The organism is Varibaculum sp. (assembly GCF_008661855.1).
Lineage (GTDB): Bacteria > Actinomycetota > Actinomycetes > Actinomycetales > Actinomycetaceae > Varibaculum > Varibaculum timonense_A.
In genome coordinates this window covers 69,854-92,952 of the sequence record NZ_RPZY01000027.1, presented here as the reverse complement: position 1 = coordinate 92,952, position 23,099 = coordinate 69,854, and the positions used below count along the sequence as shown (strand labels likewise).

13 protein-coding genes are annotated in these 23,099 nt (G+C 48.8%); 9 read left to right on the top strand and 4 right to left on the bottom strand.

Going from position 1 to position 23,099, the window contains the following annotated elements; all coding sequences use genetic code 11:
- Positions 1-6 precede the first annotated feature (6 nt).
- The 7 genes from QZT94_RS03515 to QZT94_RS03485 all read left to right on the top strand — a co-directional run bounded on the left by QZT94_RS03515 (position 7) and on the right by QZT94_RS03485 (position 11,544).
- Positions 7-1,320 carry a CapA family protein gene (locus tag QZT94_RS03515; RefSeq protein WP_296762400.1) on the top strand — a complete coding sequence of 438 codons (1,314 nt, stop codon included), beginning with the start codon at positions 7-9 and terminating at the stop codon, positions 1,318-1,320.
- A 252-nt stretch (positions 1,321-1,572) separates the two neighbouring features.
- Positions 1,573-6,669 carry a sugar-binding domain-containing protein gene (locus QZT94_RS03510; protein ID WP_296762398.1) on the top strand — a complete coding sequence of 1,699 codons (5,097 nt, stop codon included), beginning with the start codon at positions 1,573-1,575 and terminating at the stop codon, positions 6,667-6,669.
- 235 nt (positions 6,670-6,904) lie between these two features.
- Entirely contained in the window at positions 6,905-8,251 is a 1,347-nt protein-coding gene (gene tig / locus QZT94_RS03505; RefSeq protein ID WP_296762396.1) for a trigger factor, read from the top strand.
- A gap of 157 nt (positions 8,252-8,408) precedes the next feature.
- Positions 8,409-9,104 (top strand): ATP-dependent Clp protease proteolytic subunit, encoded by a 696-nt coding sequence (locus tag QZT94_RS03500; RefSeq protein WP_079985850.1) that lies wholly within the window; start codon positions 8,409-8,411, stop codon positions 9,102-9,104.
- 4 nt (positions 9,105-9,108) lie between these two features.
- Positions 9,109-9,771: an ATP-dependent Clp protease proteolytic subunit gene (locus tag QZT94_RS03495; protein WP_296762392.1), complete on the top strand. Its 663-nt coding sequence runs from the start codon at positions 9,109-9,111 to the stop codon at positions 9,769-9,771.
- Between the two features lie 83 nt (positions 9,772-9,854).
- Entirely contained in the window at positions 9,855-11,099 is a 1,245-nt protein-coding gene (gene clpX, locus QZT94_RS03490) for an ATP-dependent Clp protease ATP-binding subunit ClpX (RefSeq protein ID WP_296762390.1), read from the top strand.
- Between the two features lie 118 nt (positions 11,100-11,217).
- Positions 11,218-11,544 (top strand): chorismate mutase, encoded by a 327-nt coding sequence (locus QZT94_RS03485; RefSeq protein WP_296762388.1) that lies wholly within the window; start codon positions 11,218-11,220, stop codon positions 11,542-11,544.
- A gap of 112 nt (positions 11,545-11,656) precedes the next feature.
- Here the strand turns inward: QZT94_RS03485 and QZT94_RS03480 are convergent, their stop codons facing one another.
- From QZT94_RS03480 to QZT94_RS03465, 4 genes are all read right to left on the bottom strand, one after another.
- Complete coding sequence (locus QZT94_RS03480; protein WP_296762386.1) at positions 11,657-13,570, bottom strand: AMP-dependent synthetase/ligase; 1,914 nt, start codon at positions 13,568-13,570, stop codon at positions 11,657-11,659.
- A gap of 23 nt (positions 13,571-13,593) precedes the next feature.
- A complete protein-coding gene (gene valS / locus QZT94_RS03475) occupies positions 13,594-16,281 on the bottom strand; it encodes a valine--tRNA ligase (RefSeq protein ID WP_270625805.1) in 2,688 nt (895 codons plus the stop codon).
- A 245-nt stretch (positions 16,282-16,526) separates the two neighbouring features.
- On the bottom strand, positions 16,527-17,486 hold the full coding sequence (locus tag QZT94_RS03470) for a DUF5692 family protein (protein WP_296762384.1): 960 nt from the start codon (positions 17,484-17,486) through the stop codon (positions 16,527-16,529).
- Between the two features lie 3 nt (positions 17,487-17,489).
- Positions 17,490-18,461 carry a hypothetical protein gene (locus QZT94_RS03465; RefSeq protein ID WP_296762432.1) on the bottom strand — a complete coding sequence of 324 codons (972 nt, stop codon included), beginning with the start codon at positions 18,459-18,461 and terminating at the stop codon, positions 17,490-17,492.
- A gap of 281 nt (positions 18,462-18,742) precedes the next feature.
- On the opposite strand from QZT94_RS03465, the gene QZT94_RS03460 reads away from it, so the two are divergent.
- Both QZT94_RS03460 and uvrA read left to right on the top strand, forming a co-directional pair.
- Entirely contained in the window at positions 18,743-20,089 is a 1,347-nt protein-coding gene (locus QZT94_RS03460; protein ID WP_296762382.1) for a DUF5692 family protein, read from the top strand.
- Between the two features lie 47 nt (positions 20,090-20,136).
- Positions 20,137-22,968, top strand: coding sequence for an excinuclease ABC subunit UvrA (uvrA, locus tag QZT94_RS03455; protein ID WP_296762380.1), 2,832 nt, complete (start codon positions 20,137-20,139; stop codon positions 22,966-22,968).
- Positions 22,969-23,099 lie beyond the last annotated feature (131 nt).

Sequence of the window (23,099 nt, the reverse complement as noted above, 5' to 3'; positions counted from 1 at the left end):
CTTCCCATGATGCGCGCTAGGTATGCCTCAAAGTCACAAAAATCTGGGTATAAGGTTTCTTGGAAGATTCTTCTCGGGGCTTTAGGTATTTCTTGTCTCCTGGCATTGATTGCGGTTGGAGGGGCGATTGGTTATTCAATGTATCAGGCGGGAAAAGTCAATCAGCCTAAAGCTAGTGTGGCTCCCCCCAGTCCAATTACCCCTAAAACTACCTCTACCCCTCCTCCTAAAAAGGAGGTTCAGATAACTTTAGCGGCTACCGGAGATGTATTACCACATGACGCAATAGTAAAAGAAAGTTGGCGTCACGGATTAGGCTCTCATTTTAAGCCAATGGTAGAAAAAATACGTCCTTGGATAGTTGGGGCGGATATAGCTTTTTTCCACCAAGAAGTTCCTTTTGGAAAGTCCGATAAAGATTCTAAGGGCTACCCCGTATTTAAAGCTCATATTGGTTGGGCGGCCGATACCAAAGCCCTGGGATATGACGGTTGTTCTACCTCCTCCAATCACACAATTGATCAGGGGACTAAGGGAATCAAGCACACTAACGAAACTTTGCGAGCGCAAGGTCTGGGAGTTACTGGCTCAGCCTCCAGCGCAGACGAAAAACGCTATCAAATGTATGAGGTGAATAAAGAGGGACGTTCCTTCAAATTAGCTCATATTTCCACTGCTTACGGGCTTAATCAGGGAAGGGTAGCAGAGGTAATCAAGAATCCCTGGTGGGTTAATCTTAGTTCTGATGGTCAAATTATTGTAGATATTGCCCGTCAAGCCCGCGCCGATGGTGCCGATTTCGTAGTTGCCTCGGTACATTCCGGCATCGAGTACAACTCCTCTCCCTCCACAGAGCAAGACCGGATAGCTCATAACTTGGCTCGCTCCGGTGAGGTCGATTTATATATTGGGCATCATGCCCATGTTCCCCAGCCAATCCGTAAACTACCCGGTGGTGTAGATAATCAAGGCATGTGGGTATATTACGGCATTGGTAATCTGCTTTCTGCCATGACTCCCACCAGAAATGGGATAGGCAGTCAAGTGGGGCAAATTGCTTTCCCTACAATTACTGTTCCTGCCGAAGGCCGTCCTTATGTTTCCAAAGCCGGATGGATTCCTCTGGTACTTGATAGATCCACCGTCCAGGTATTACCGGGTTATCTGTATGAAAATGGCAGTAAGACCGGAACTCGGTTATCACCGGCAACTGCTGCAAAATATCTAGCTCATGTGCGCAAAGTTACGGAGACGCAAGCAACTGAACTAAAAGACGCGCCCCCTGCCGATTCAATTACCACTATTACCCTCATCAACTAGATTATTGGTTGCTTTAGGTATCTTTATTTAACAGCTAATTAACATTTCCGATTACTTAATCAGTGATTTTCCTGTTCAGCTAGTCGCTATTTCAGTGGGGGATTGCGCCCTAATTATTCGTAGAGTATTGCTAAATTAGAAATCTTAGAAGCTAATGAGTAGATAAAACCTACCTATTATGAATCCGCAAGAATATATCAGGTCTCTTATGGCATAATGATTGCGGTAGCACGATGATGTGTAGGGGAAATAATGAACAAAAAATGCGAAAGTATTATTAAAGGTATCCTGGTGGTCACGATGGCTGGTAGTCTTGGTATTTTAGGGGTCTTACCTAAAGCTATTGCCGCTGGTAATACTGATTATTCACATTTGAACACTTCCGCCCAGATGGTATCTAGTGCACAGAGCGTTCCTTTGACCACGATTGATGGAAAATCCAGATTCCAAAGCCTGAATAACGGATGGAAATTCAATCTTGGAGATATTTCCGGTGCTCAGGCTACGGCCTATAACGATGCAAAATGGCGAACTGTAGATATTCCTCATGACTACAGCATCGAACAACCTTTTTCTAAATCTATGGAAGGAGAAAGTGGATACCTGCCGGGAGGTGTCGGCTGGTATCGCAAGAGCCTCAATCTTCCTTCTGAACTACAGCATAAACGGATAAAACTCAGCTTTGACGGCATCTATATGGATGCCACGATTTATGTAAACGGAACTGAGCTAGCCAATCATCCATATGGATATACGCCTTTTTCTATAGACATCACCGATAACGTAAAGTTCGGTGAAAATAACGTAATTGCTGTTAAAGTGAACCACCAAACGCCTTCGAGTCGCTGGTACTCAGGTTCTGGTATTTATCGCGACGTAGATTTAGTGATAACTGACCCAATTCACATTGCTTCTAGTGGCGTAAAAATTACGCCCAAGAATATCGATACCTATACGGAAGCTGGGTCGCTCGATCTCGATCTAAGCACGAAGATTATCAATGCGGCTGCTTCCCCAAAGACCATAACCTTAAGACATACAATTTCCCCTAAAACCGGGGGCAACAGTATCGGTACGGTAACAAGTACCCCTATAACAGTGGAAGCGGGAAAATCTTTAACCAATTCAACTGCTCTTTCTGCTCAGTCTCCACAGCTGTGGACGATAGAAAAACCGGTGCAGTACCTGGTGAAAACCGAAGTATTTGAGGGTAGTAGACTGCTAGATACCCTCGAAACTAATACTGGCTTCCGCCAACTGACTTTTGATCCAAATACCGGCTTTGCCCTAAACGGTAAGAAAATGAAACTCAAAGGGGTTTCTATGCACCATGACCAAGGGGCGCTAGGAGCAAAAGCCTATCGAGATGCTATCGCGCGGCAGATAGATATCCTCAAGAAAATGGGGGCTAACACCATTCGGATTACCCATAATCCCGCTTCGCGAGATTTGATTGATTTAGCGAATCAAAAAGGAATGCTCCTGATTGAAGAAATCTTCGATGGTTTGCATTGTACGAAAAATGGTAACCAGATGGATTATGCCCGCTTTTTCAATCAGCTCGTACCAAAAGACAGCAAACTAGAAAACGTTACTGCTGGTAGCACCTGGGCACGTTTCGATTTAGAAACAACTATGCGCAGAGATATCAATGCCCCCAGTATCATCATGTGGTCACTGGGAAATGAAATCCAGGAGGGTACTACCTGTGGCATCGACAGTTTCTTAAGCCCGCAGACAAATCTAATTAAGTGGGCAGCGGAAATTGACAATACCCGCCCTCTTACCCGGGGTGATAATGCAATAAAGCATAATAACTCGGCTATAAACGTTATGAAATCTTTGGTATCTACCGCGAAAACATCTGGTACCACTGGCGCGGTCGGGGCTAACTATGCCAATGGCGGACAGTACGATTCTATCCATAGGCAGATTCCGGGAGCTATGCTCTACGGAGCGGAAACCGCCTCATCAGTAAACAGTAGGGGAGTTTATTCCAGAACTACCGATAACCGTCAAACCGCGGATAAACAGCTTACCTCATACGATAATTCTAAAGTGAACTGGGGAGCTACCGCCGCTCAAGCCTGGTTAGACGTGATTAAGCGAGATTTCGTAGCCGGAACTGCGGTCTGGACAGGATTCGATTACCTGGGCGAGCCTACCTTTTGGAATGGGACTTCACCCGGCCCGCAAGGACAATGGCCATCTCCAAAGAATTCCTATTTCGGTATTATCGATACTGCTGGTTTTCCCAAGGATTCCTATTACCTGTATCAAAGTCAGTGGAATGACAAAGTTACCACTCTCCACGTTTTACCGGCCTGGAACCGGAGTATCCTGCAAAATCAAGGAAATGGAAATCAAAAAGTTGTTGTTTACTCGGATGCCAGTGCAGTAGAGCTTTTCTTTACCGGTACAGACGGTAAAAAGAAATCTCTCGGTAAGAAAACTTTCGCGAAAAAAACTACTCCTGCAGGATATAAATATCAGCTTTATGAAGGAAGCGATAAGAGCTCCATCGAATCCGAAAACCTGTATCTTTCTTGGAACGTGCAATATGCAGACGGTACGTTGAGCGCAGTTGCCTATGATGAATCCGGAAATGTTATTACTAATACTCAAGGTCGCGACACAGTTAGCACCGCCGGGAAAGCTGCGAAACTTGACGTTAGCCTAAACAGAACTGAGCTAAGCGCGAATAACCAAGATTTGGCATACGTCGAGGTAACAGTCATAGATGATAACGGGACTCCCGTACCCGATGCCAACCTAAAAGTAGATTTTAATGCTAGCGGAGCCTGCGAAATGATGGGCACAGATGCTGGCAAACAAGACGATCACACCTCCTATCTATCGAGTAGTCGCAACACCTATAACGGTAAGGTTTTAGGAATTGTTAAATCTAAAAAGATAGCTGGACAGTGCACTATAAACGTTTCCGGGACTAACCTTCCCAAAGTTACGAAGACCATTACGGTCACGCCCGCGCCTAACGCTTCCCAAGACCGAGCAATTGATGCTTACTCGTATCCTCGAAACTACTACGTTCAGGTAGGAACCCAGCCGCGCTTCCCCGATAAAATCGATGCTATCTTTACCGATGGCAGCCAAGATGCGGTAGAAGTTACTTGGAATCAAGTACCCAAGGAACAGTATTCTAAGGCAGGATTTTTCACTGTCCTTGGAAAGACTAAGCACGGTCATCAGGTCAGCGCTAATGTCACGATGCTCAACCGCGTAGGTGCGGTTTTGAACTACTCAGCAACTACCCCGGTGGGGATAGTCCCCACTATTCCCGCTACCCGCCCGGCGGTCTTACCGGATGGCACTATTTTGGATGTACAGTTTGACGTTACCTGGCAAAAACCAAACGAAAAAGTTTATTCCAAGGCAGGAACGGTAACTATTGAAGGTAAAGCTAAGTTCCTAGATAAAGAACTTCCGGTCACCGCCACCATCAGGGTGCAAGAAGCAGTAGTGAAGATAGGAGATAGTGTCAGTGGAGCTGCTACTCTCTCCCAGGATATTCCTGCTGATAAACAGTCAGATACCCTCGATGCGATTAAAGACGGTAATACCGCAGTAGGCTCAAATACCCAGGGAGGGGCAAATCCAACTGCCTGGACAAACTATACTAATTCCCAAGCTGGTGATAACAGTGCAGCTATAGAATTCAAATATGCTACTCAGCAAACTTTTGGTGAGTTCAATGTTTATTTCTTTAAGGATTCTTATTCTGCCCGCTATCCCGATGGGGGAACCACCAAGTTTTATGTAAAAGAAGCCGCTGGTGACCAATGGAAACCAGTGGAAACTACCGAAAGTATTGCCACTAGCGAACATCCTGAAAACGTTAAAAAGTATTCCTATGCTTTGAAAAAGCCGGTAAATGCCACCTATGTAAAACTTGAAGTAATTAATAAGTCTGAACAGCTTAGTGGTCATAATCCCTGTACCGGGATTACCGAAGTGGAATTAAAAACCGCTTCCAACACTACCTCTACCTTCAGTACCGCTAAGCTAGCGTCACTGCAAGTAAATGGGGAAAACCTTTCGAAATCAGTGCTTAAGTCCTTTGAATATGCCACCCCAGCCGAGAAAATAACGCAGATAAAGGCACTAGCGAAAGATAACGCGGCGATAACTGTACTTCCTGAATACGAGGGCGTAGCCCGGGTGATTATCGAATCGGAAGACCACAAAACAATTAATATTTTCAAGATTTATCTAGGGAAGGAACAACCAGAGCCTGCCGATGATGCTAGCAGAGACCTACCAGTTAATCAGCTAAACATTGAGGTCGGAAGCCAAGCTAAAACCACAGGAAACAACTCCAAAGGTAGCGCCATAGATAACGATGCAAATACGCTCTGGCATACCCCTTGGGGGGCGGACAACCCGATTAATGGCAATGCCGATAATTTCGCAAGCGCCGGTTGGGCAGTATTGATTCTAAAACAGCCCACCGACCTAGAGGCTCTGTGGTATCTTCCCCGCAAAGATGGAAACAACGGTACTATTACCGGTTACAAAGTTTACGTTAGTAACACGGACAATCCCCAGGGCTCTACCCGCCCTGACGGGGTGCGACTTCCCGCCGAGAACCAATATACTTTAGTATCTCAAGGCTCGTGGGACGATAATTCCGACTGGAAGCTCGCGCAATTCGATAAAGTACATACCGCTAAATATGTGAAACTTGTTCCTACCTCCTCGGTAAGCGACACGAAACCAAATATGTTTGTAAGTGCAGCTGAACTGCGTTTGCGACAACCGAAACCACGGATCGACCTCAGTGATGACACCCTAGGTTATAGCGTGAGCGTTAAGCCCACAGTTATTGAAGTCGATGCTGTAGATGCTGCTCATCCGGCTCGTCCTCAGACGGTCACGGTAAAAGACAAACAGGGCAAAACCCTGATTGAGGGCGTAAATTACCGTTTAACCTACGTGGCTGATACTCAGGTAGGTACCGCGATGGTCACTGTAAGTGGCATCAATACTCACAAAGGTCAGTTGAGTGCTCAATACCAAATCAAGCTAAAGAAAAACCCCGGGTCTTCCCAGCAGCCTGGGGGAGATTCACAGGTTAATCCAGGTACGAATCCAAACCCGGGTTCCAAGCCTGGTAAAGATACTAATCTAGCAACCAAACCTGGCGGACAAGACACTACCATGCCCCCTTCTGGCAGTTCAGCTAGCAATACAGGGAGAAAGACCTCTAGTTCAATCGCAAATACCGGCGCTAATACTCTTTGGTCATGGGGGATTGTGCTCGCGGTCGGATTAGTTACCGGGGGATTGAGCATCTTGAAATATCAAAGTCACAAACGCAAGACTTCATAGCGTTATACCTCGATAGCTAAACCTGGAAAATCAAACTGCTAACCTGGTTTAGCTATCGGGAAGTATTAGCAATAATGCTTGCTATTGCGTACATAGTTTGCTACCTCACACTGTGTGCCTAGCATTTCCGCAAACCCGCTTAGTGCCATAAGATTAGCAACGTTGCAAGTAATTCTAATCAGCATGGCAGTATTTATTTGTCAGTGTTGTTCAACCTGCTTCAGGAGTGTATTTCGTGAAAACAGACGTGGAAAAGCTGGAAGAAACCAGGGCTAAACTAACCGTTCAGGTGCCTTACGAGGATCTCAAACCTGAAATAGATAAGGTTTATAAGCAGGTTGGAAAGCAGGTTTCGATTCCTGGTTTTCGTCCTGGTCATGTACCGACGAGGATAATCGACCAGCGGATCGGACGCGGCTACGTACTAGAACAGGCTATTAACGAACGTCTAGGAGACTATTACGGGCGCGCTCTTGGGGAAGCAGACCTGACTCCTCTGGGGCAACCCGAGGTTGAAGTAGTTGAAACTCCCGCCGTTGAAGGTAAGCCCGGTGGCGATTTAAAGTTCACTGCCGAGGTTGATATTGTTCCTGATTTCGATTTACCTTCCCTTGAGGGTCTTTCTTTAGAGGTTTCTAAACTGGAAGTATCGGACGAGGACGTAGAGAAAGAACTTGATCAGCTGCGTGATCGTTTTGCTTCCCTAAAGACCGTAGACCGTCCGGCTCAAGATGGTGACTTTACCTCGATTGATATGGTTGCCAAGATTGGGGACGAGGAAATCGATTCGGTTTCTGGGGTTTCCTACCAGATTGGTTCTGGCTCCATGCTAGAGGGGATGGATGAAGCCCTAAATGGCATGAAATCCGAGGAAACCACCGAGTTTAAATCCACTTTGAAGGGTGGAGACCACGAGGGAGAAGAAGCTGATGTCACCCTTACTCTCCATAAGGTAAAAGAGCGGGAACTGCCGGAAGCTGACGATGATTTCGCCCAGATGGCTTCCGAGTTCGACACTATCGGAGAGCTTCGCAGCGATTTGCGCGCTAATGTAGAGAAGATGCGCCGTCAGCAGCAGGCTTTGGAAGCCCGTGAAAAGCTCCAGGACTACCTGGTAGATAATACTGATTTCCCGCTTCCGCAAGCCTTTATTGACTCTGAAGTCGATCGCCTGGCAGACGGAAAAGAAGAGGCTGATCGTGACGAACTAGCGGAGACGGTTAAGAAGCAAACTAAACAGCAGATTATTGTAGACCGGATTGCGAATGAGCGTGACGTAGAAATCGACCCCAACGAGCTTTACCAGTCTATTTTCGAGATTGCGCAAATGTATGGGGTTGATCCGATGCAGCTGATTAAGGATCAAAGTCAAGTGGCTGCCATGGGGCAGGATTTGCGTCGCAACCGTGCGCTGGTATCGGCTCTGCGGGAAGTAACGGTAAAGGACGAAGAGGGCACCGAAATTGATCTTTCGGAGTTCACCAAGGATCCGGCCGAGGCACGTGCGGAACAAGCAGCTATGGCTGCCGCCGAACAGACAGCTGCCCCTAGCGAAGAGGAAGTATCTGGTAGCGAAGACTAGATTTCTGCTGGGTATCTAGCTGAAAGTATCTCAGCGGTGAAGCAGTTTTGTTGGGGCGGGAAGGACTGGCTTCCCGCCCCAACAACATATACCGGCTACAAATCTGGCTAGCATATCCGGATAAACAAGTTTTCATGCGCTGAAAGCGTAAAAGGGCATGGCAGAGAAGAAAAGTCATCTTAAAGACGGTAGTTTGATAGAGAATCGTTTTAGTTCCACAGATAAGGAAAAACACGTGCAAACTTCGACAGTAAGAAATGAGGGAGATGTCCCTGGCTCCTTGGCTTTAGGAGATCATGTTTTCAACAAACTGTTAAAAGAACGGATTATTTGGTTAGGGTCAGAAGTTGGCGAAGAAAACGCTAACCAGATTTGTGCCCAGATGATGTTATTGGCAGCCCAAGATTCCGAAAAGCCGATTTTCCTATATATCAACTCCCCTGGTGGCTCGGTGACAGCTGGCATGGCTATCTACGACACCATGCAATACATTGAACCCGAGGTAGTTACAGTAGCCTTAGGGATGGCTGCCTCTATGGGGCAATTGCTACTATCTGCCGGGGCTCCCGGTAAACGCTATGCGACCCCACACGCTCGGATTTTGATGCATCAACCCTCCGGAGGAGTGGGGGGAACTGCTTCCGATATTCGCATTAACGCTAATCTGATTTTGCAAATGAAAAAGGAATTAGCCGAGATTATCGCCCAGCGTACCGGTAAATCTGTGGAACAGATTCGCCAAGATTCCGAACGTGACCACTGGTTCACAGCTCAAGAAGCTTTGGAATATGGTTTCATCGATCATGTCATAACTTCTGCTCGGAATCTGGGCAGCGACGGAAAGGAACTTTAACCCGATGTTTTCCCCGCTATACCCGGCTGGTAACCCCCGTTTACCTAAAGCTATGCCTACTAATCGTTACGTGCTTCCCGAATTTGAAGAACGCACGTCCTATGGATTTAAGCGTCAAAACCCCTATACCAAGCTATTTGATGAGCGCATCATTTTCTTAGGGGTGCAGGTTGATGATTCTTCGGCTGACGATATTATGGCGCAGCTTTTGGTATTGGAATCTCAAGACCCCGATTCTCTAATCACCATGTACATTAACTCTCCGGGTGGCTCTTTCACCGCCATGACGGCAATCTATGACACTATGCAGTACGTTAAACCCCAGATTCAGACGGTCTGCCTGGGTCAGGCTGCTTCGGCAGCAGCAGTACTGCTAGCTGGGGGTTCACCGGGTTCTCGTCTTGCCTTACCGAACGCACGTATCGTGATTCATCAGCCCTCTATGCAGGGATCGCAAGGCCAAGCCACCGATATCGAGATTATTGCGGAAGAAATTGACCGGATGCGTACCTGGTTAGAAGAAACCATAGCTGAACATTCCGGTCAGACCGCCGAAAAGGTGCGTAAAGATATCGAACGAGACAAGATTCTGACTGCCCAGGCGGCAAAGGACTATGGTTTAATCGACCAGGTTTTACAGTCCCGTAAAACCTCCCTTAAAAAGTAGAATCTGCCAGTCAGCGTGTTGATGCCTACAAGCTAGAAAATACGTTTAGGCTAAGAAAAGCGGATTTTATTTAGGAGGAAGCCTTGGTGGAGGAAGAGGCCGAGCTGCTTAAATGCTCGTTTTGCGGAAAAACGCAAAGACAGGTACGCAAACTGATTGCCGGGCCGGCGGTCTATATTTGCAACGAATGCGTTGATCTTTGCAATGAAATCATGGAAGAGGACTCTGCAAAGCACTCTCGTTCCAAAGCCAAGCCTTTGCCTAAACCTAAGGAAATCTACGACTTCCTTAATAACTACGTTATTGGGCAAGACCAAGCCAAAAGGGCGCTTTCCGTTGCTGTTTATAACCATTACAAGCGGGTGCAAGCAAAAGAGCGCGGTCAAAACATTGATATGTCGCTCACCAAATCTAATATCTTACTGCTCGGACCTACCGGCTGCGGTAAAACTCATTTGGCGCGCTCTTTAGCTAAACTGCTTAACGTCCCATTTGCGATTGTTGATGCTACGGCGCTAACTGAAGCGGGCTACGTAGGTGAGGACGTAGAGAACATTCTGCTCAAATTGATTAACGCAGCTGATGGGGATATTAAACGGGCAGAGCGCGGGATTATCTATATTGATGAGATTGATAAGATTTCCCGCAAAGCCGAGAATGCCTCGATTACCCGGGACGTGTCGGGGGAGGGCGTTCAGCAGGCACTCTTAAAAATTATAGAGGGTACGGTAGCCTCGGTACCACCCCAGGGCGGACGCAAACACCCCCACCAGGACTATCTAGAGATTGATACCAATTCCATCCTATTTATCGCTGCCGGTGCTTTTGCCGGTATAGATGACATTGTTAAGTCCCGGCTCGGGCAACATTCCACCGGTTTTGGTTCTTCCCTTAAATCTTCTGCCGAACACGGGGATCTTTACGCACAGGTCAGTGCCGATGATTTGCACCGTTTTGGGCTTATCCCCGAGTTTATTGGACGTTTGCCGGTGCTAACTTCGGTTAAGGAACTTAGTGAATCAGATTTGGTGCGGGTACTGGTAGAGCCAGAAAACTCCCTGGTTACCCAGTATTGTTCCCTGTTTGAACTAGATGGGGTTGATTTACATTTCACCGATGGGGCTATCAGAGCTATGGCTCGGATGGCCAAGGAAAGAGGCACGGGAGCCAGGGCGCTTTCTTCCATTATGGAGGCAGTGCTTAAAGAAACTATGTTTGAGGTTCCCTCCCAGCCGGACGTACGTTCGGTTACCATCACTGAGGAAGTGGTGAACCAGGGGGCTAAACCCACCTTGTTAGAATCTATTCCCCGTTCAAAGACCGCCTAACATCTGCTATCAGCAAAGGTGAATACACCCAGGCAGTCAGGTTTTAAGGGAAAACTGTAATAGTGCTGAGCTTGGACACTTATAGCTGAGCCCTGCTGTAGTGCTTTATCCTTAGGGCATGGACAACAAGCAGGATAATAATCTTCCGGACATTCCCCCTCAGTTACTAAAGGCGCGTGCCACTATCGACAATATAGATGCGGCGCTTATCCATATTTTGGCGGAGCGTTTCAAATGTACTCAAAAGGTTGGTTATTTAAAGGCGGAACTGGGGCTTAAAGCTGAAGATAAAAACCGAGAGAAACAGCAGGTAAAGCGACTACGTAATCTGGCGGAAGAAGCCGGTCTTGATCCGGTATTTGCCGAAAAGTTCCTTAAATTTATTGTGGAGGAAGTTATCCGGCATCATATTGGAATAGCGGAGCAGAAAAATCGGAATGAATAGCCAAAAGTACCTCTAGCTATCCTAATATCTATATCCCTCTAGAGGGAGAACCGTTTGGATACCGCGAGCCTAGCTTTTTAAGAATCGGCTAGATAAAAAATAATAACTATCCCTATTCTTGTTCCAGCGGACCGCCGTAAATGGCGTTAATCTCGTTCTCGAAACGTTTGATTACTACCGAACGTTTTACCTTTAGTGAGGGCGTCATCGTACCGTTTTCTAAAGAAAAATCGGTGGTGAGGACGCGAATCTTGCGGATGGATTCGGCGCGCGAGACCTTCTGATTAGCTCTGCCCACCGCGCGCTCTAAGGCTTTTAGTACAGCCGGGTGACGCGCCGCATCTGAAATATCCATCGGAGGTAGGTTGTGATTGCGTAGCCAACCGGGGAGCATTTCTGAATCTAAAGTTACTAATGCTGCGATAAAGGGACGCCTATCGCCTACGACTACCACATTCGAGATTAGCGGGTGTCCGCGCAGCCCATCTTCTAGTATTTCTGGAGAGACATTTTTGCCTCCCGCAGTAACAATGATTTCTTTCATGCGACCGGTTATATAAACAAAGCCGTCGGTATCAATCCAGCCTTTATCTCCGGTTCGTAGCCAACCATCTTCGGTGTAGAGGGGGTTGTCTTTAGAGTCGATATTCAGGTAACCCTTCGACATGGGATTACCTTTAAACTGGATTTCACCAACGTCAGAAGTTCTAACCGCAATTCCTGGTACCGGCTGCCCAACAGAACCAATTTTTGCCCGGTGGGGAACATTGACTGTTGCCGGCCCTAGTGTTTCCGTCAAGCCGTAGCCTTCACAAACGGTGACTCCAATCCCGCGGAAGAAATGTCCTAGCCGTACCGATAGGGGGCCGCCCCCGGAAATAATATATTTCGCGTTTCCGCCCAATAGGTTGGTCAGGCGCGACAATATCAATTGGTAAAACACTTGTCTGCGAACCTTGAGGGCTCGGGACGGCCCTTCTGCCGTATCGAGCGCTTTTGAATAGTCGATGGCAGATTTAGCCGCTAGTCTAAATAGCCGCAGCTTCAAGCCGTGTCCAGCAGAAGCATCGGCGGCATTGTAAACTTTTTCGAGGACGCGCGGTACAGCCAAAATATATGAGGGCTTAAAGGAAGCTAAATCCGCTAATAGATTCTTGGTGTCAGGTACTAATCCGAGAACCCCAGGTCCTAGCAACGCCCCCCAGGACACCAGCCGCGCCAAGGCATGGGCAACCGGTAAGAACAATAAACAGCGGGTAGTCTTTTGCATTCCGATTTCTGTCAAATAGTCTAAAAGATTAGGCAATAGGGAAGTCGCATTACCTTGGGTTATTACTGTACCTTTAGGGCGTCCAGTGGTTCCAGAAGTATAAATAATGGTGGCGACACTATCGGCGGTCAGCTGATTGTTATAGGAATCGATAACTGCCGGAGCTATTTGCCGTCCGGCCTCGATAATAGAAAGTAAATCTCCAGCCGCTAAGGAATAGATTTTGCATTTATGTTCCGCGCGACCAGCAACCGCGTGCATTAGTTCCACCGAGGACTGGGTAGAGACGATTGCGTAATGAATATCGGCGTCCTGTAAAATCCATTCGATTTGCGCTGCCGAGTCAGTTTCGTAAATCGGGACAGTCACGACCCCAATAGCTAGGCAAGCCATATCGATTAGCGTCCACTCGTAGGAAGTTGGACCGTGCAAAGCCAAGCAATCTCCCGGTTTTAGACCAATCCCTAGCAGACCGCGAGACACTGAGCTAATCTCATCCCAAAATTCTCCGGCGGACAGTTTTCTCCACTGTTCCCCGAGTAGGGTTTTTTGTTCAATAACGGTCTGGGAGGGATCTTGAGTTACTCGCCGCCGAAATAGAGAGACAACGTTTTCGTTTTCTCCCCACTGGGAGATGGCGGGCATTGAGAACTCCTTAAGCGTTCCGGGAGCTTTACCTGCTACCGCCACTGTTCCGGGGGGAAATCCGATAACGGGTTCGGTCTTTACTTGTTTGTCCTTAAACCAGTCCATCATGATAGTTAGCCTACCCTATACTTTTAATTACGGGGTTTCTTGGCTGGAGGAGTTCCCAGCACCGCATTTCGGGTAGATACCGGAGCAGAGGCATCCGCATCTACCTCGATATTTACCGTCCCGTTGAGTGAGGCAGCAGCCTCTAAATCGGCGCGAACTGCCGGAAGATTATTGGCAGACCAATCATCAGCGTAAACCATAGTTACCTGCTCAAATGGGGTGCGCTGACCTACTTTGGCTTCGGATTTTACTTTCCGTAGTACGCTCAGCGTGTCGCCCGCGAGTTTAAGGAGCTGGCTATCTCCTGCCACCTGTTTTAGCTCGGGGGAGACGCTTGGCCAGGGCGCGATATGGACGGAGCCGGTGCGATACCAAGACCATACTTCCTCGGCTGAATAAGGTAGGAACGGAGCTAGCAGTCGGGTTACGTTATCGACCACTATGGCGAGGGCGCAGCGAGCGGAATCTTGGGCGTCCTCTTGCCATTTTCCGGAAAAATTGTGGGCACGGTCTTTTACTAGCTCTAGGTAGTTGTCACAAAAATCCCAGAAGAAGGACTCGGTTTGCTCTAGAGCGCGGGTGTGGTCATACCGTTCAAATGCGTCTGTAGCAGCGGTAATAACCTCACTGAGGCGGGCAATAACCGCTTTATCTAAAGGAATGATTACTTTTGCGGGATCTAGGCATAGACCAGCGTCCTCGGTCATTGAAAGTGCGAATTTGGAAGCGTTTAGCAGTTTCATCGCTAGGCGGCGTCCAATTTTCATTTGGGCTTCTTCAAAAGCGGTATCGGTTCCCAGCCGTGCAGCTGCGGCCCAATAACGAACTGCATCGGATCCATGTTTTTCTAACAGTCCCATCGGGGTTACTACATTCCCCTTGGACTTGGACATCTTTTTGCGATCGGGGTCTAGAATCCAACCGGAAATCGCGGCGTTTTTGAAGGGAAGGGCGCCGAATTCTAGGTGGGCACGCACCACGGTCGAGAACAGCCAGGTACGGATAATGTCTTGACCTTGGGGACGCACATCCATGGGGTATACTCGCTGGAATAAATCCTCGTCTCGCAGCCAACCGCCTGCAATCTGGGGAGTCAGGGAAGAGGTTGCCCAGGTGTCTAAAATATCGACTTCTCCGGCAAATCCGCCGGCTTTGCCCCGCTGATCTTCGGTAAATCCCTCAGGTACATCACTGCTGGGATCAATCGGCAAGGATTCTTCAGAAGGCATTAACACCTGGTCGTAATCGATTTCGCCGTTCTGATTAATGCGGTACCACAGCGGAATCGGTACCCCGAAGAAACGCTGGCGAGAAACCAACCAGTCATTATGCAGACCATGTACCCAGTTGGCATAGCGTACTTTCATAAAATCGGGGTGGAAACGCAATTCCTCTCCGCGTTTGAGGAGTTCAGTATTAAGGTTTTCTTGATGTTCCGGTAGCGTATAGTCACTGCCGCCATTGCGGATATACCATTGGCGCGACATTACTATTTCCAGCGGCTTATCTCCCTTTTCAAAGAAATTGGTTTGCCGCATAGTTTTTTGCGGTTCGCCCTTTAGCTCTCCGCTTTCTTTAAGCGCCTCAACTACGATTTGCCGTGCTGAGAAAGTGGTTTTTCCGCGAATAGCGTCCATCAGCTGTTTGCCGGAAGTATCGGTAATCCAATCGGTGTTTTCGTGGGTAATACGACCATCCTTAGTTAAAATCACCCTGGTGGGTAGGTTTAAATCCCGCCACCATTCCACATCGGTAACGTCACCAAAAGTACAGCACATGGCAATGCCAGCGCCTTTATCCATTTCGGCCGCTGGGTGCGCTAAGACCGGAACCTCTACGTTAAAGCCCGGGCTGGTCACGGTTTTACCAAATAGATGCTGGTAGCGCTGATCATCGGGGTGAGCCACCAAGCAGCAGCAAGCAGCCAATAGTTCCGGACGGGTGGTTTCAATAATTACGTCCTGCCCATCAGGAAGATGGAAAGCTAAGGCATGGTAAAGACCGGGGTAGTCACGAGCCTCTAGTTCGGCCTGCGCTACCGCAGTTTGGAAAGTTACATCCCACAGCCCCGGTGCTGCTGCCTGATAGGCTTCCCCGCGTTTAAGATTGCGTAAAAATGCAGTTTGAGCCACTTTTTGGGAGTCTTTAGAAATAGTTTGGTATTGGTGCTTCCAATCTACGCTGAGCCCCAGGCGCCGCCAGAGCGCTTCAAAGGATTTTTCGTCCTCTTTAGTTAGCTGTTCGCACAGTTCAATAAAGTTTTTGCGGGAAACCGGAACCTGATCGCGGGCTTTAACCGATTTGGAATCGCCATGATGAGGCGGCTCAAAATTTGGGTCATAGGGCAGCGAGGGATCGCAACGGACTCCGTAATAGTTTTGGGCGCGCCGCTCGGTAGGTAGCCCGTTATCGTCCCAGCCCATGGGGTAAAACACTGCTTTGCCCTGCATTCGCTGGTAGCGAGCCAGGCAATCGGTGTGGGTATAGGAGAACACGTGCCCTACGTGCAAAGAGCCGGAAGCCGTAGGCGGGGGAGTGTCGATTGAGAACACCTCTTGGCGCTGCGCCGTGCGGTCAAAAGCATAGACCTGTTGCTCTTCCCAGGTCTGTTCCCAGCGTTCTTCAAGGCCATCAACGCTTACACGATTAGGAACTTTTGGTGCAGGTAAGTTCATATCTTCTAAATCCCGGTGGTTTTGGGGATTACTCATCGGCCATCTCCTGTTTCATTATTTCCAAACTACCGGCGCTTGAGCTAATAGGGGGCGCGGTAACTGGTGCTTGCCTACCCTACTAAACTACTCGGTTTGCTAGGGCAATCTCAAAAATACCTCCCCCTCCTTGAGACAGATAAACCGTTGGATATATAAATAGAGCCTGCCACTAAAATCAGCTAAATGGCTAAGATAATCGAAGTGGCAGGCTCTACGGTATCCTCCTGGGGAGGAGAAGTTTTTTAGTTTTCGGTTCTACCTCCGTTTTCGCGGGCAATCTGCAAGTTGTAGGGGGTGTCCCAATAAACTTCCTGGGTGAAAGGGGAACGTTTGGTGGAACGTACCTTATAAATGTGGTATCCGAACACCGCCACATTAGCCACTAAAGCTGCTGCCGAGAGCAATAGCATCGCAGTCGGGTTGTGGGCGCTGCGGTGAGCAAACATGGAATCTTGCATAAAGTGCGGGAAAGTTAGCACTATCGCCGACCAGAAGGTCAAGGTATAGGCTCGGTATTGAATCCAAGCCCCTTTCCCAAAGGGCAAGAAAGCGGGAATTGTGCAAGCGGCGAGCAAAGCTACCCCCGAATACCAGGCGCGGTCAGCTAGACAGTTATATACGTAGGCAACATTCCACAAATCGTAGGCGATAATCCAACCAACAGTCAGATCGCCCCAGATAATTTGCTTATTTTTACCTTTGGATACGTAGATTCCCATCCAGCCCGAAATCATGAGGAAATTTAGGATTCCCGCGATTCCGTTCATAATGTTCCAAGGTCCGCCCCAGGTAACCATTCCTTGGGAGGGATCCACCCCGTGAATCGAATAGCACTGGAAATCGCGGATTACGGCCTCGATAATATTCACCGCCAAAATCAGCGGGGGAATACATAAATACCAGCGTTTAGTGCGTAGCTTGGGGAAATATTGCAACGCTACCAGTGATAGGGAGCCGATTAGCGCTGAGTACTGTTTTACTATCGGAAACCAACCGTCCGAGTTAGTACCGGCGCGCGAAGTAGGCCACCAAAAAATTGTCAGTGCCACCGGAATCACGATAAATACGGCAATCGCGACCCATTTATAGCGAATAGCCAACCAGGCCATCACCGCCAAGGCGGCAATCACCACCACTAGCATCAAATAGTCATACCATTGCCCCAGTTCAAAAAAGAACAGGGTAGGATAATCCGGTTTCATCAGTTATTTCGCCGTCCTTTTACCCCAGTTGGGAAGATAAGTTTTCTCTTTCTTTTGGCGAATCTGTTCCTCCCAAGAGAACTCTGGTTCTTCCCAATCTGTGAAATAGTCACTATCTACTACCTTGGCCCAGGGAGAGTCAGCGGAAGAGGGTGGCCAGGCGGGATTATCGGTTACTGGAGGACGTACCTCGTTCACTGCCGGGTCTTGCCGTCCATAGCGCAGCCATTGGTTGTGAGTACCTTCGTAAAGTTCGGTGCCATCCCAACGTCCTGCCGGAGTGTCGTAGCCGAAGAGCTTACCTCCCAGCACTGCCCGCTTAATCCGTCCTTGCCACTGCGGCTTTTTACGGAACTCGGCAACCCGCTTTACATATAGGTTCTGTAGGTGCGCCATACAGCCCCCGATAAGCTCGATATTTATCCAGTTAATCGCAGCTGCGAACTTGGTGTCGGGTTCAAATCCGATCCGCCAATGGTTGATTAACCGGCAACGATTACCTTGGAGGGGAATCAGATAGAAGCACCAGGCAGCCGCATAGTGTTTCATTCCCGGGTAGCGGAAAGCGAAAGAGCCCGGTGCCCGCGGTGGATGCTTGGTATCTACCCACTGGGAAAGATATTTACCAGGGACTACGTCTGCCCACTCCATAGACATACCCGTGAAGTCAAAAGCTGCTATATCACCCGGTTTTAAAGCGTCTGACCCTTGCCACTGTTCTTGAATTTCGTAGGAATTAAAGAAAGGTAGCCGGGCAAAAGTACGTTCCAAAAACTCGGAAGAATAAGAGCCCGCCTTGTCGCAACCTAGCTGTTTTAGGTGCCGGTACACCGCATAGGCGGGAGCATCGATATTAATCGCGTAAGTGGAGGAGCGACCATTGGAATAACAGCGGTCAATCAAGTCATCGGAAGGATAGTGCCACTCATTTTCCTCTTTGGTAGCTTTGCCCGAAAACTGACTGAAGCCGAGCATTCCGCCGAGGACGACACTGCCCCCAATTGCGCCTAGGCGCAAAATACTTCCAATACGAGCGTTAAAAACAGACATATTTCTTCTCCGTAGCTTAACTTTTCCAAACAGGTAACATCTTCGTCAGTCCTGCGTTACCATTAAATTTACCACTTTCTGATGAATAGTAACGTCTTTTGAAAAGGAATATCCAAAAGCCATACTCGCAGCTAGTGGCAAATATAAAAGGTAATAAGTAAGCTCAAAGTGACCAGGCAGTGCCGCCCGGTTCAAAAGGAACTCTCATGGGATTTTTGTGGGAAGTAGGATCAATCTGGGTCTACCTGTTCTGGATTCTAATATTCGTTCTCCAAATGCTGGTGGCAGAAATGCATCGCCGCTGGACATTGACTGCTTTTGCCCTCTGGACTATTGGTGGTGTCCTCCTGATTCCCTACGTGATTATCCATGGGGTTCCCATGGTGGGTTGGTTCCCCTTTGGAAAATTCATCATCATGCTCGCTACCGCGACTATGACCGCTTTCCTGCTGCATTGGGGAAAACACAACCCCCTAAAAGCTCGCCGCTACGCCATCTGGTTCGGGGTAGCCCTCTGGATTGGGCTGGCAGTAAACATCATGGAAGCCAATATTCGCGACCTCACCATCTATTTTGAAGCCGACACCTACCGCGCCTGCGCCACCAACTTCCAATGCCTAATGGATATTGATTCCTCCCGCTCGATCTCCATGATTGAAGGATTGCCAGAAACCCGTGACATTACCGCTGCTAGTGGTTCTGTTGCCTGGTATCAAGCCGCCGCCGACGCCTTTAAAGCCAGCGGAGTCGGAATCGATCCTTCCACCGGATTCCGCACCATCGGCGGTTACTGGAACCTACTATCAGCCGCCGCCGGAGTGCTAAACATTATCACCATTACCGGGCTGGGTAAAATCTTTATTTCCTCGTCGAAGAAAGGAAAAGTACAGGGGCTTATCTGGGCAGATATGGCCTGGCCGTGGATTATTGCCTATGACCTGTGGAATCATTCTTTCCTGTACAACTCGCTCGCGGATTACACCTGGTATTGCACTTTGGCGTTACTGCTCGCCTGTACGGTTCCCGCCTTTACCTGGGCGAAAGGGCAATGGATTTGGTTCCGTTGTTTCACTTTGATGTTTTGGATTGCGGCTAATAATATCTTCCCGGAACTCTTGGTGCGCCCCTCTATCATGACCAACTACGCCACTATGAACCCGACGGCTAATATCGTATGTGCCTGGTTGGCATTGCTCTCTAATGTGGCACTGTTTGTCTATTGGCTCTACAAGATGAAGAAACATCACCGTAACCCCTGGACAAACTGCCTGTTCTTCGAGTTGGGAGCCTTTAGGAAAGTGGTGAAACTCTACGCGGATGATAAGGATAAGTATTTCTTGACTGATTTCATTCCCGAAACCCCCTCCCAGCTGGGGTTCGAACCAGAATCGCAGCAGCCGCCAGTAGACGGATATGTCGGGTGGATGCCTTGGTGGAAACAGGACAAGCGCTATCCGAAACCGCGCACTCCGCTTTCAGCTGACCCCAAGCTCGTCGAAAAAGGGATCGAATCTGATCCCAGCTGGGACGTCACCAAAGAAAAGGAAGCTTAACTATCTGCAAAAATGCAAAATAGAACGTTTGTTCGTAGGATAGAGGTGTGGATGAAAAACTGGTAGTTAAAGGGGCACGCGAACACAATCTGCGCAATGTAGGCATTGAGATTCCGCGTGACAAGATGGTGGTGTTTACCGGGCTGTCTGGCTCGGGGAAATCCTCGCTGGCATTTGACACCATTTTTGCCGAGGGACAACGCCGCTATGTGGAATCTCTTTCCTCCTATGCCCGCCAGTTTTTAGGTCGTCTGGATAAACCGGATGTGGATTTTATCGGCGGTCTTTCCCCCGCAGTCTCTATTGACCAAAAATCCACCTCCCGTAATCCGCGTTCTACCGTAGGTACAATTACCGAGGTCTATGATTATCTCCGTTTGCTGTATGCGCGCGCTGGGCAAGCCCACTGTCCGGTGTGCGGGGAAAAGATTCAGGCACAAACCGCGGGACAAATCGTTGATCAGCTGCTGACTTTGCCGGAAAAAACCAGATTTCAGGTCTTAGCTCCACTGGTACGCGGACGCAAAGGCGAATACAGCGAGCTATTTGCCGATTTGGTAACCCAGGGGTTCTCGGCGGCAGTGGTGGATGGGGAAACCGTGCGTCTGACCCAGCCCCCCAAGCTAGAACGCCAAATTAAGCACGATATTTTTGTGCGCGTAGATCGCCTGGTTATAAAAGAAGGGGTGCGGACCCGGCTTTCCGACTCGATAGAAACCGCGCTTAAATTAGCGCAAGGGCTGGTGGTAATCGATTTTGTAGACTTGGAGGAGACGGATGTAAATCGTTATCGGCGTTTTTCTGAAAATCGTGCCTGTCCCAATGATCACCCCTTGCAGCTTGAAGAAATAGAGCCCCGCACCTTCTCTTTCAATGCCCCCTATGGAGCGTGTCCAGACTGTTCAGGGCTAGGGTCTCACCTGGAAGTTGATCCGGAACTGGTGGTTCCCAACCCGGAGCTTTCAATTTCTGAGGGCGCGATTGCCCCCTGGTCCACCAAGAATAAGTATCTGCTCAGCATGGTTTCCGCGCTAGGGAAAGAGCTTGGATTCGACCTAGACACCCCTTTCCGCGACCTCTCGTCCTCCCAAAAGAAAGCACTGTTAAAAGGACGCGACTACCAGGTAAAAGTAAAGTTTAAGAATCGTTGGGGCAGGATGCGCACCTATTCTTCCGGGTTCGAGGGCGCGATTCCTTGGATTATGCGCAAACGGGAGGAAACCGAATCCGAGGTAATGCGTGCGCGTTACGAGGGTTATATGCGCCAAGTTCCCTGCTCTACCTGTCACGGTGACCGTCTAAAGCCGGAAGTATTGGCGGTGAGAATCGGAGACCTGAATATCGCAGAATTGACGAAGCTGTCTATCACTGCCTCCAGTGATTACTTATCTAAATTGCGCTTACAGGGGGCGGCGAAGAAGATTGCCGAACCGATTCTTAAAGAGGTAAAAGCCAGGTTACAGTTCCTAAAAGACGTGGGCCTAGGCTATTTAACTTTGGCGCGGGGAGCAGCCACGCTCTCCGGGGGCGAAGCCCAGCGGATTCGCCTGGCTACCCAGATTGGTTCCGGCCTGGTAGGGGTACTTTATGTGCTGGATGAGCCCTCAATTGGTTTGCACCAGCGCGATAACCACAAGCTAATCGAAACCCTAAAGAAGCTCCGCGACCTCGGAAACACTTTATTGGTGGTAGAACATGACGAGGACACTATCCGCGCTAGCGACTGGATAGTCGATATTGGTCCGGCTGCCGGAGAACATGGGGGAGAGGTTCTCTACTCGGGGCCGGTAGCGGGGATTGCTGACTGTAAGCGCTCTCTTACCGGACAGTATCTAACCGGTAAAAAGCAGATTGCAGTCCCCAAAAAACGGCGCAAGATTGAAAAAGATCGACAAATAAAAATTATTGGGGCGCGGGAAAATAACCTGAAAAATCTCGACGTTTCGATCCCTCTAGGTAAGTTAGTACTGGTCACCGGGGTATCTGGTTCTGGAAAATCTACTTTGATTAACCAGATAATGTATGAGGCTTTAGCGGCAAAGTTGCAACGCAAAAAAGTAGTTCCCGGTCGCCATAAAGGAATTGAAGGTATCGAACACTTGGACAAGGTGGTGCACGTAGATCAAAGTCCGATTGGACGCAATCCCCGTTCTAACCCCGCCACCTATACCGGGGTGTGGGACGCGGTGCGCGCCCTCTTTGCCCAAACTCCCGAGGCGCAGCTGCGCGGATACGGTCCGGGCCGTTTTTCCTTCAACGTCAAAGGAGGGCGCTGCGAGGCTTGTAAAGGAGATGGCACGCTTAAGATTGAAATGAACTTCCTGCCGGACGTGTATGTACCTTGCGAAGTCTGCGAGGGGGCGCGCTATAACCAGGAAACTTTAGAGATCAAATACCGGGGTAAATCAGTAGCCGAAGTGCTCGATATGCCAATCAGCGAAGCGGCAGAATTCTTTGCGCCAATCAACAAGATATCCCGACATTTGAACACCCTGGTTGAGGTGGGATTAGGGTATTTGCGTCTCGGACAAAGCGCCACCACTCTTTCCGGTGGGGAAGCCCAGCGGGTAAAACTAGCCAGTGAACTCCAGCGCCGCTCCAATGGACGCACTATTTATGTCCTCGATGAACCCACCACCGGGCTACACCTGGAAGATATTCGCAAATTAATGCTGGTTCTGCAGTCCTTGGTGGACAAGGGCAACTCGGTTATCGTAATCGAACACAATCTGGATGTGATTAAGTGTGCCGATTGGGTAATTGATTTAGGTCCCGAGGGCGGAGACGGCGGGGGAACTTTGGTCGCCCAAGGAACCCCGGAACAAGTAGCAAAAGTGAAGACTTCTTACACCGGGCAATATCTTCGGCAACTTCTCTAAGGTTTTGGAATAGCTGTCTGATTACCTGTTTAGCAGGCTTCCTAACAAACCGCCGACGATTTCTTGATAGCAATCGTTAGTTATTTCCTCTTTACTTAAGGAAGGAAACCTAAGAAACGTTATGATTATCC

Excerpts from the sequence above, each read along its gene's own strand:
- QZT94_RS03460 (WP_296762382.1), top strand. The coding sequence starts at position 18,743 with ATGGGATTTTTGTGGGAAGTAGGATCAATCTGGGTCTACCTGTTCTGG.
- QZT94_RS03480 (WP_296762386.1), bottom strand. The coding sequence starts at position 13,570 with ATGATGGACTGGTTTAAGGACAAACAAGTAAAGACCGAACCCGTTATC.
- QZT94_RS03510 (WP_296762398.1), top strand. The coding sequence starts at position 1,573 with ATGAACAAAAAATGCGAAAGTATTATTAAAGGTATCCTGGTGGTCACG.
- QZT94_RS03470 (WP_296762384.1), bottom strand. The coding sequence starts at position 17,486 with ATGAAACCGGATTATCCTACCCTGTTCTTTTTTGAACTGGGGCAATGG.
- QZT94_RS03485 (WP_296762388.1), top strand. The coding sequence starts at position 11,218 with ATGGACAACAAGCAGGATAATAATCTTCCGGACATTCCCCCTCAGTTA.
- QZT94_RS03500 (WP_079985850.1), top strand. The coding sequence starts at position 8,409 with ATGGCAGAGAAGAAAAGTCATCTTAAAGACGGTAGTTTGATAGAGAAT.
- QZT94_RS03495 (WP_296762392.1), top strand. The coding sequence starts at position 9,109 with ATGTTTTCCCCGCTATACCCGGCTGGTAACCCCCGTTTACCTAAAGCT.
- QZT94_RS03515 (WP_296762400.1), top strand. The coding sequence starts at position 7 with ATGATGCGCGCTAGGTATGCCTCAAAGTCACAAAAATCTGGGTATAAG.
- valS (WP_270625805.1), bottom strand. The coding sequence starts at position 16,281 with ATGAGTAATCCCCAAAACCACCGGGATTTAGAAGATATGAACTTACCT.
- QZT94_RS03465 (WP_296762432.1), bottom strand. The coding sequence starts at position 18,461 with ATGCTCGGCTTCAGTCAGTTTTCGGGCAAAGCTACCAAAGAGGAAAAT.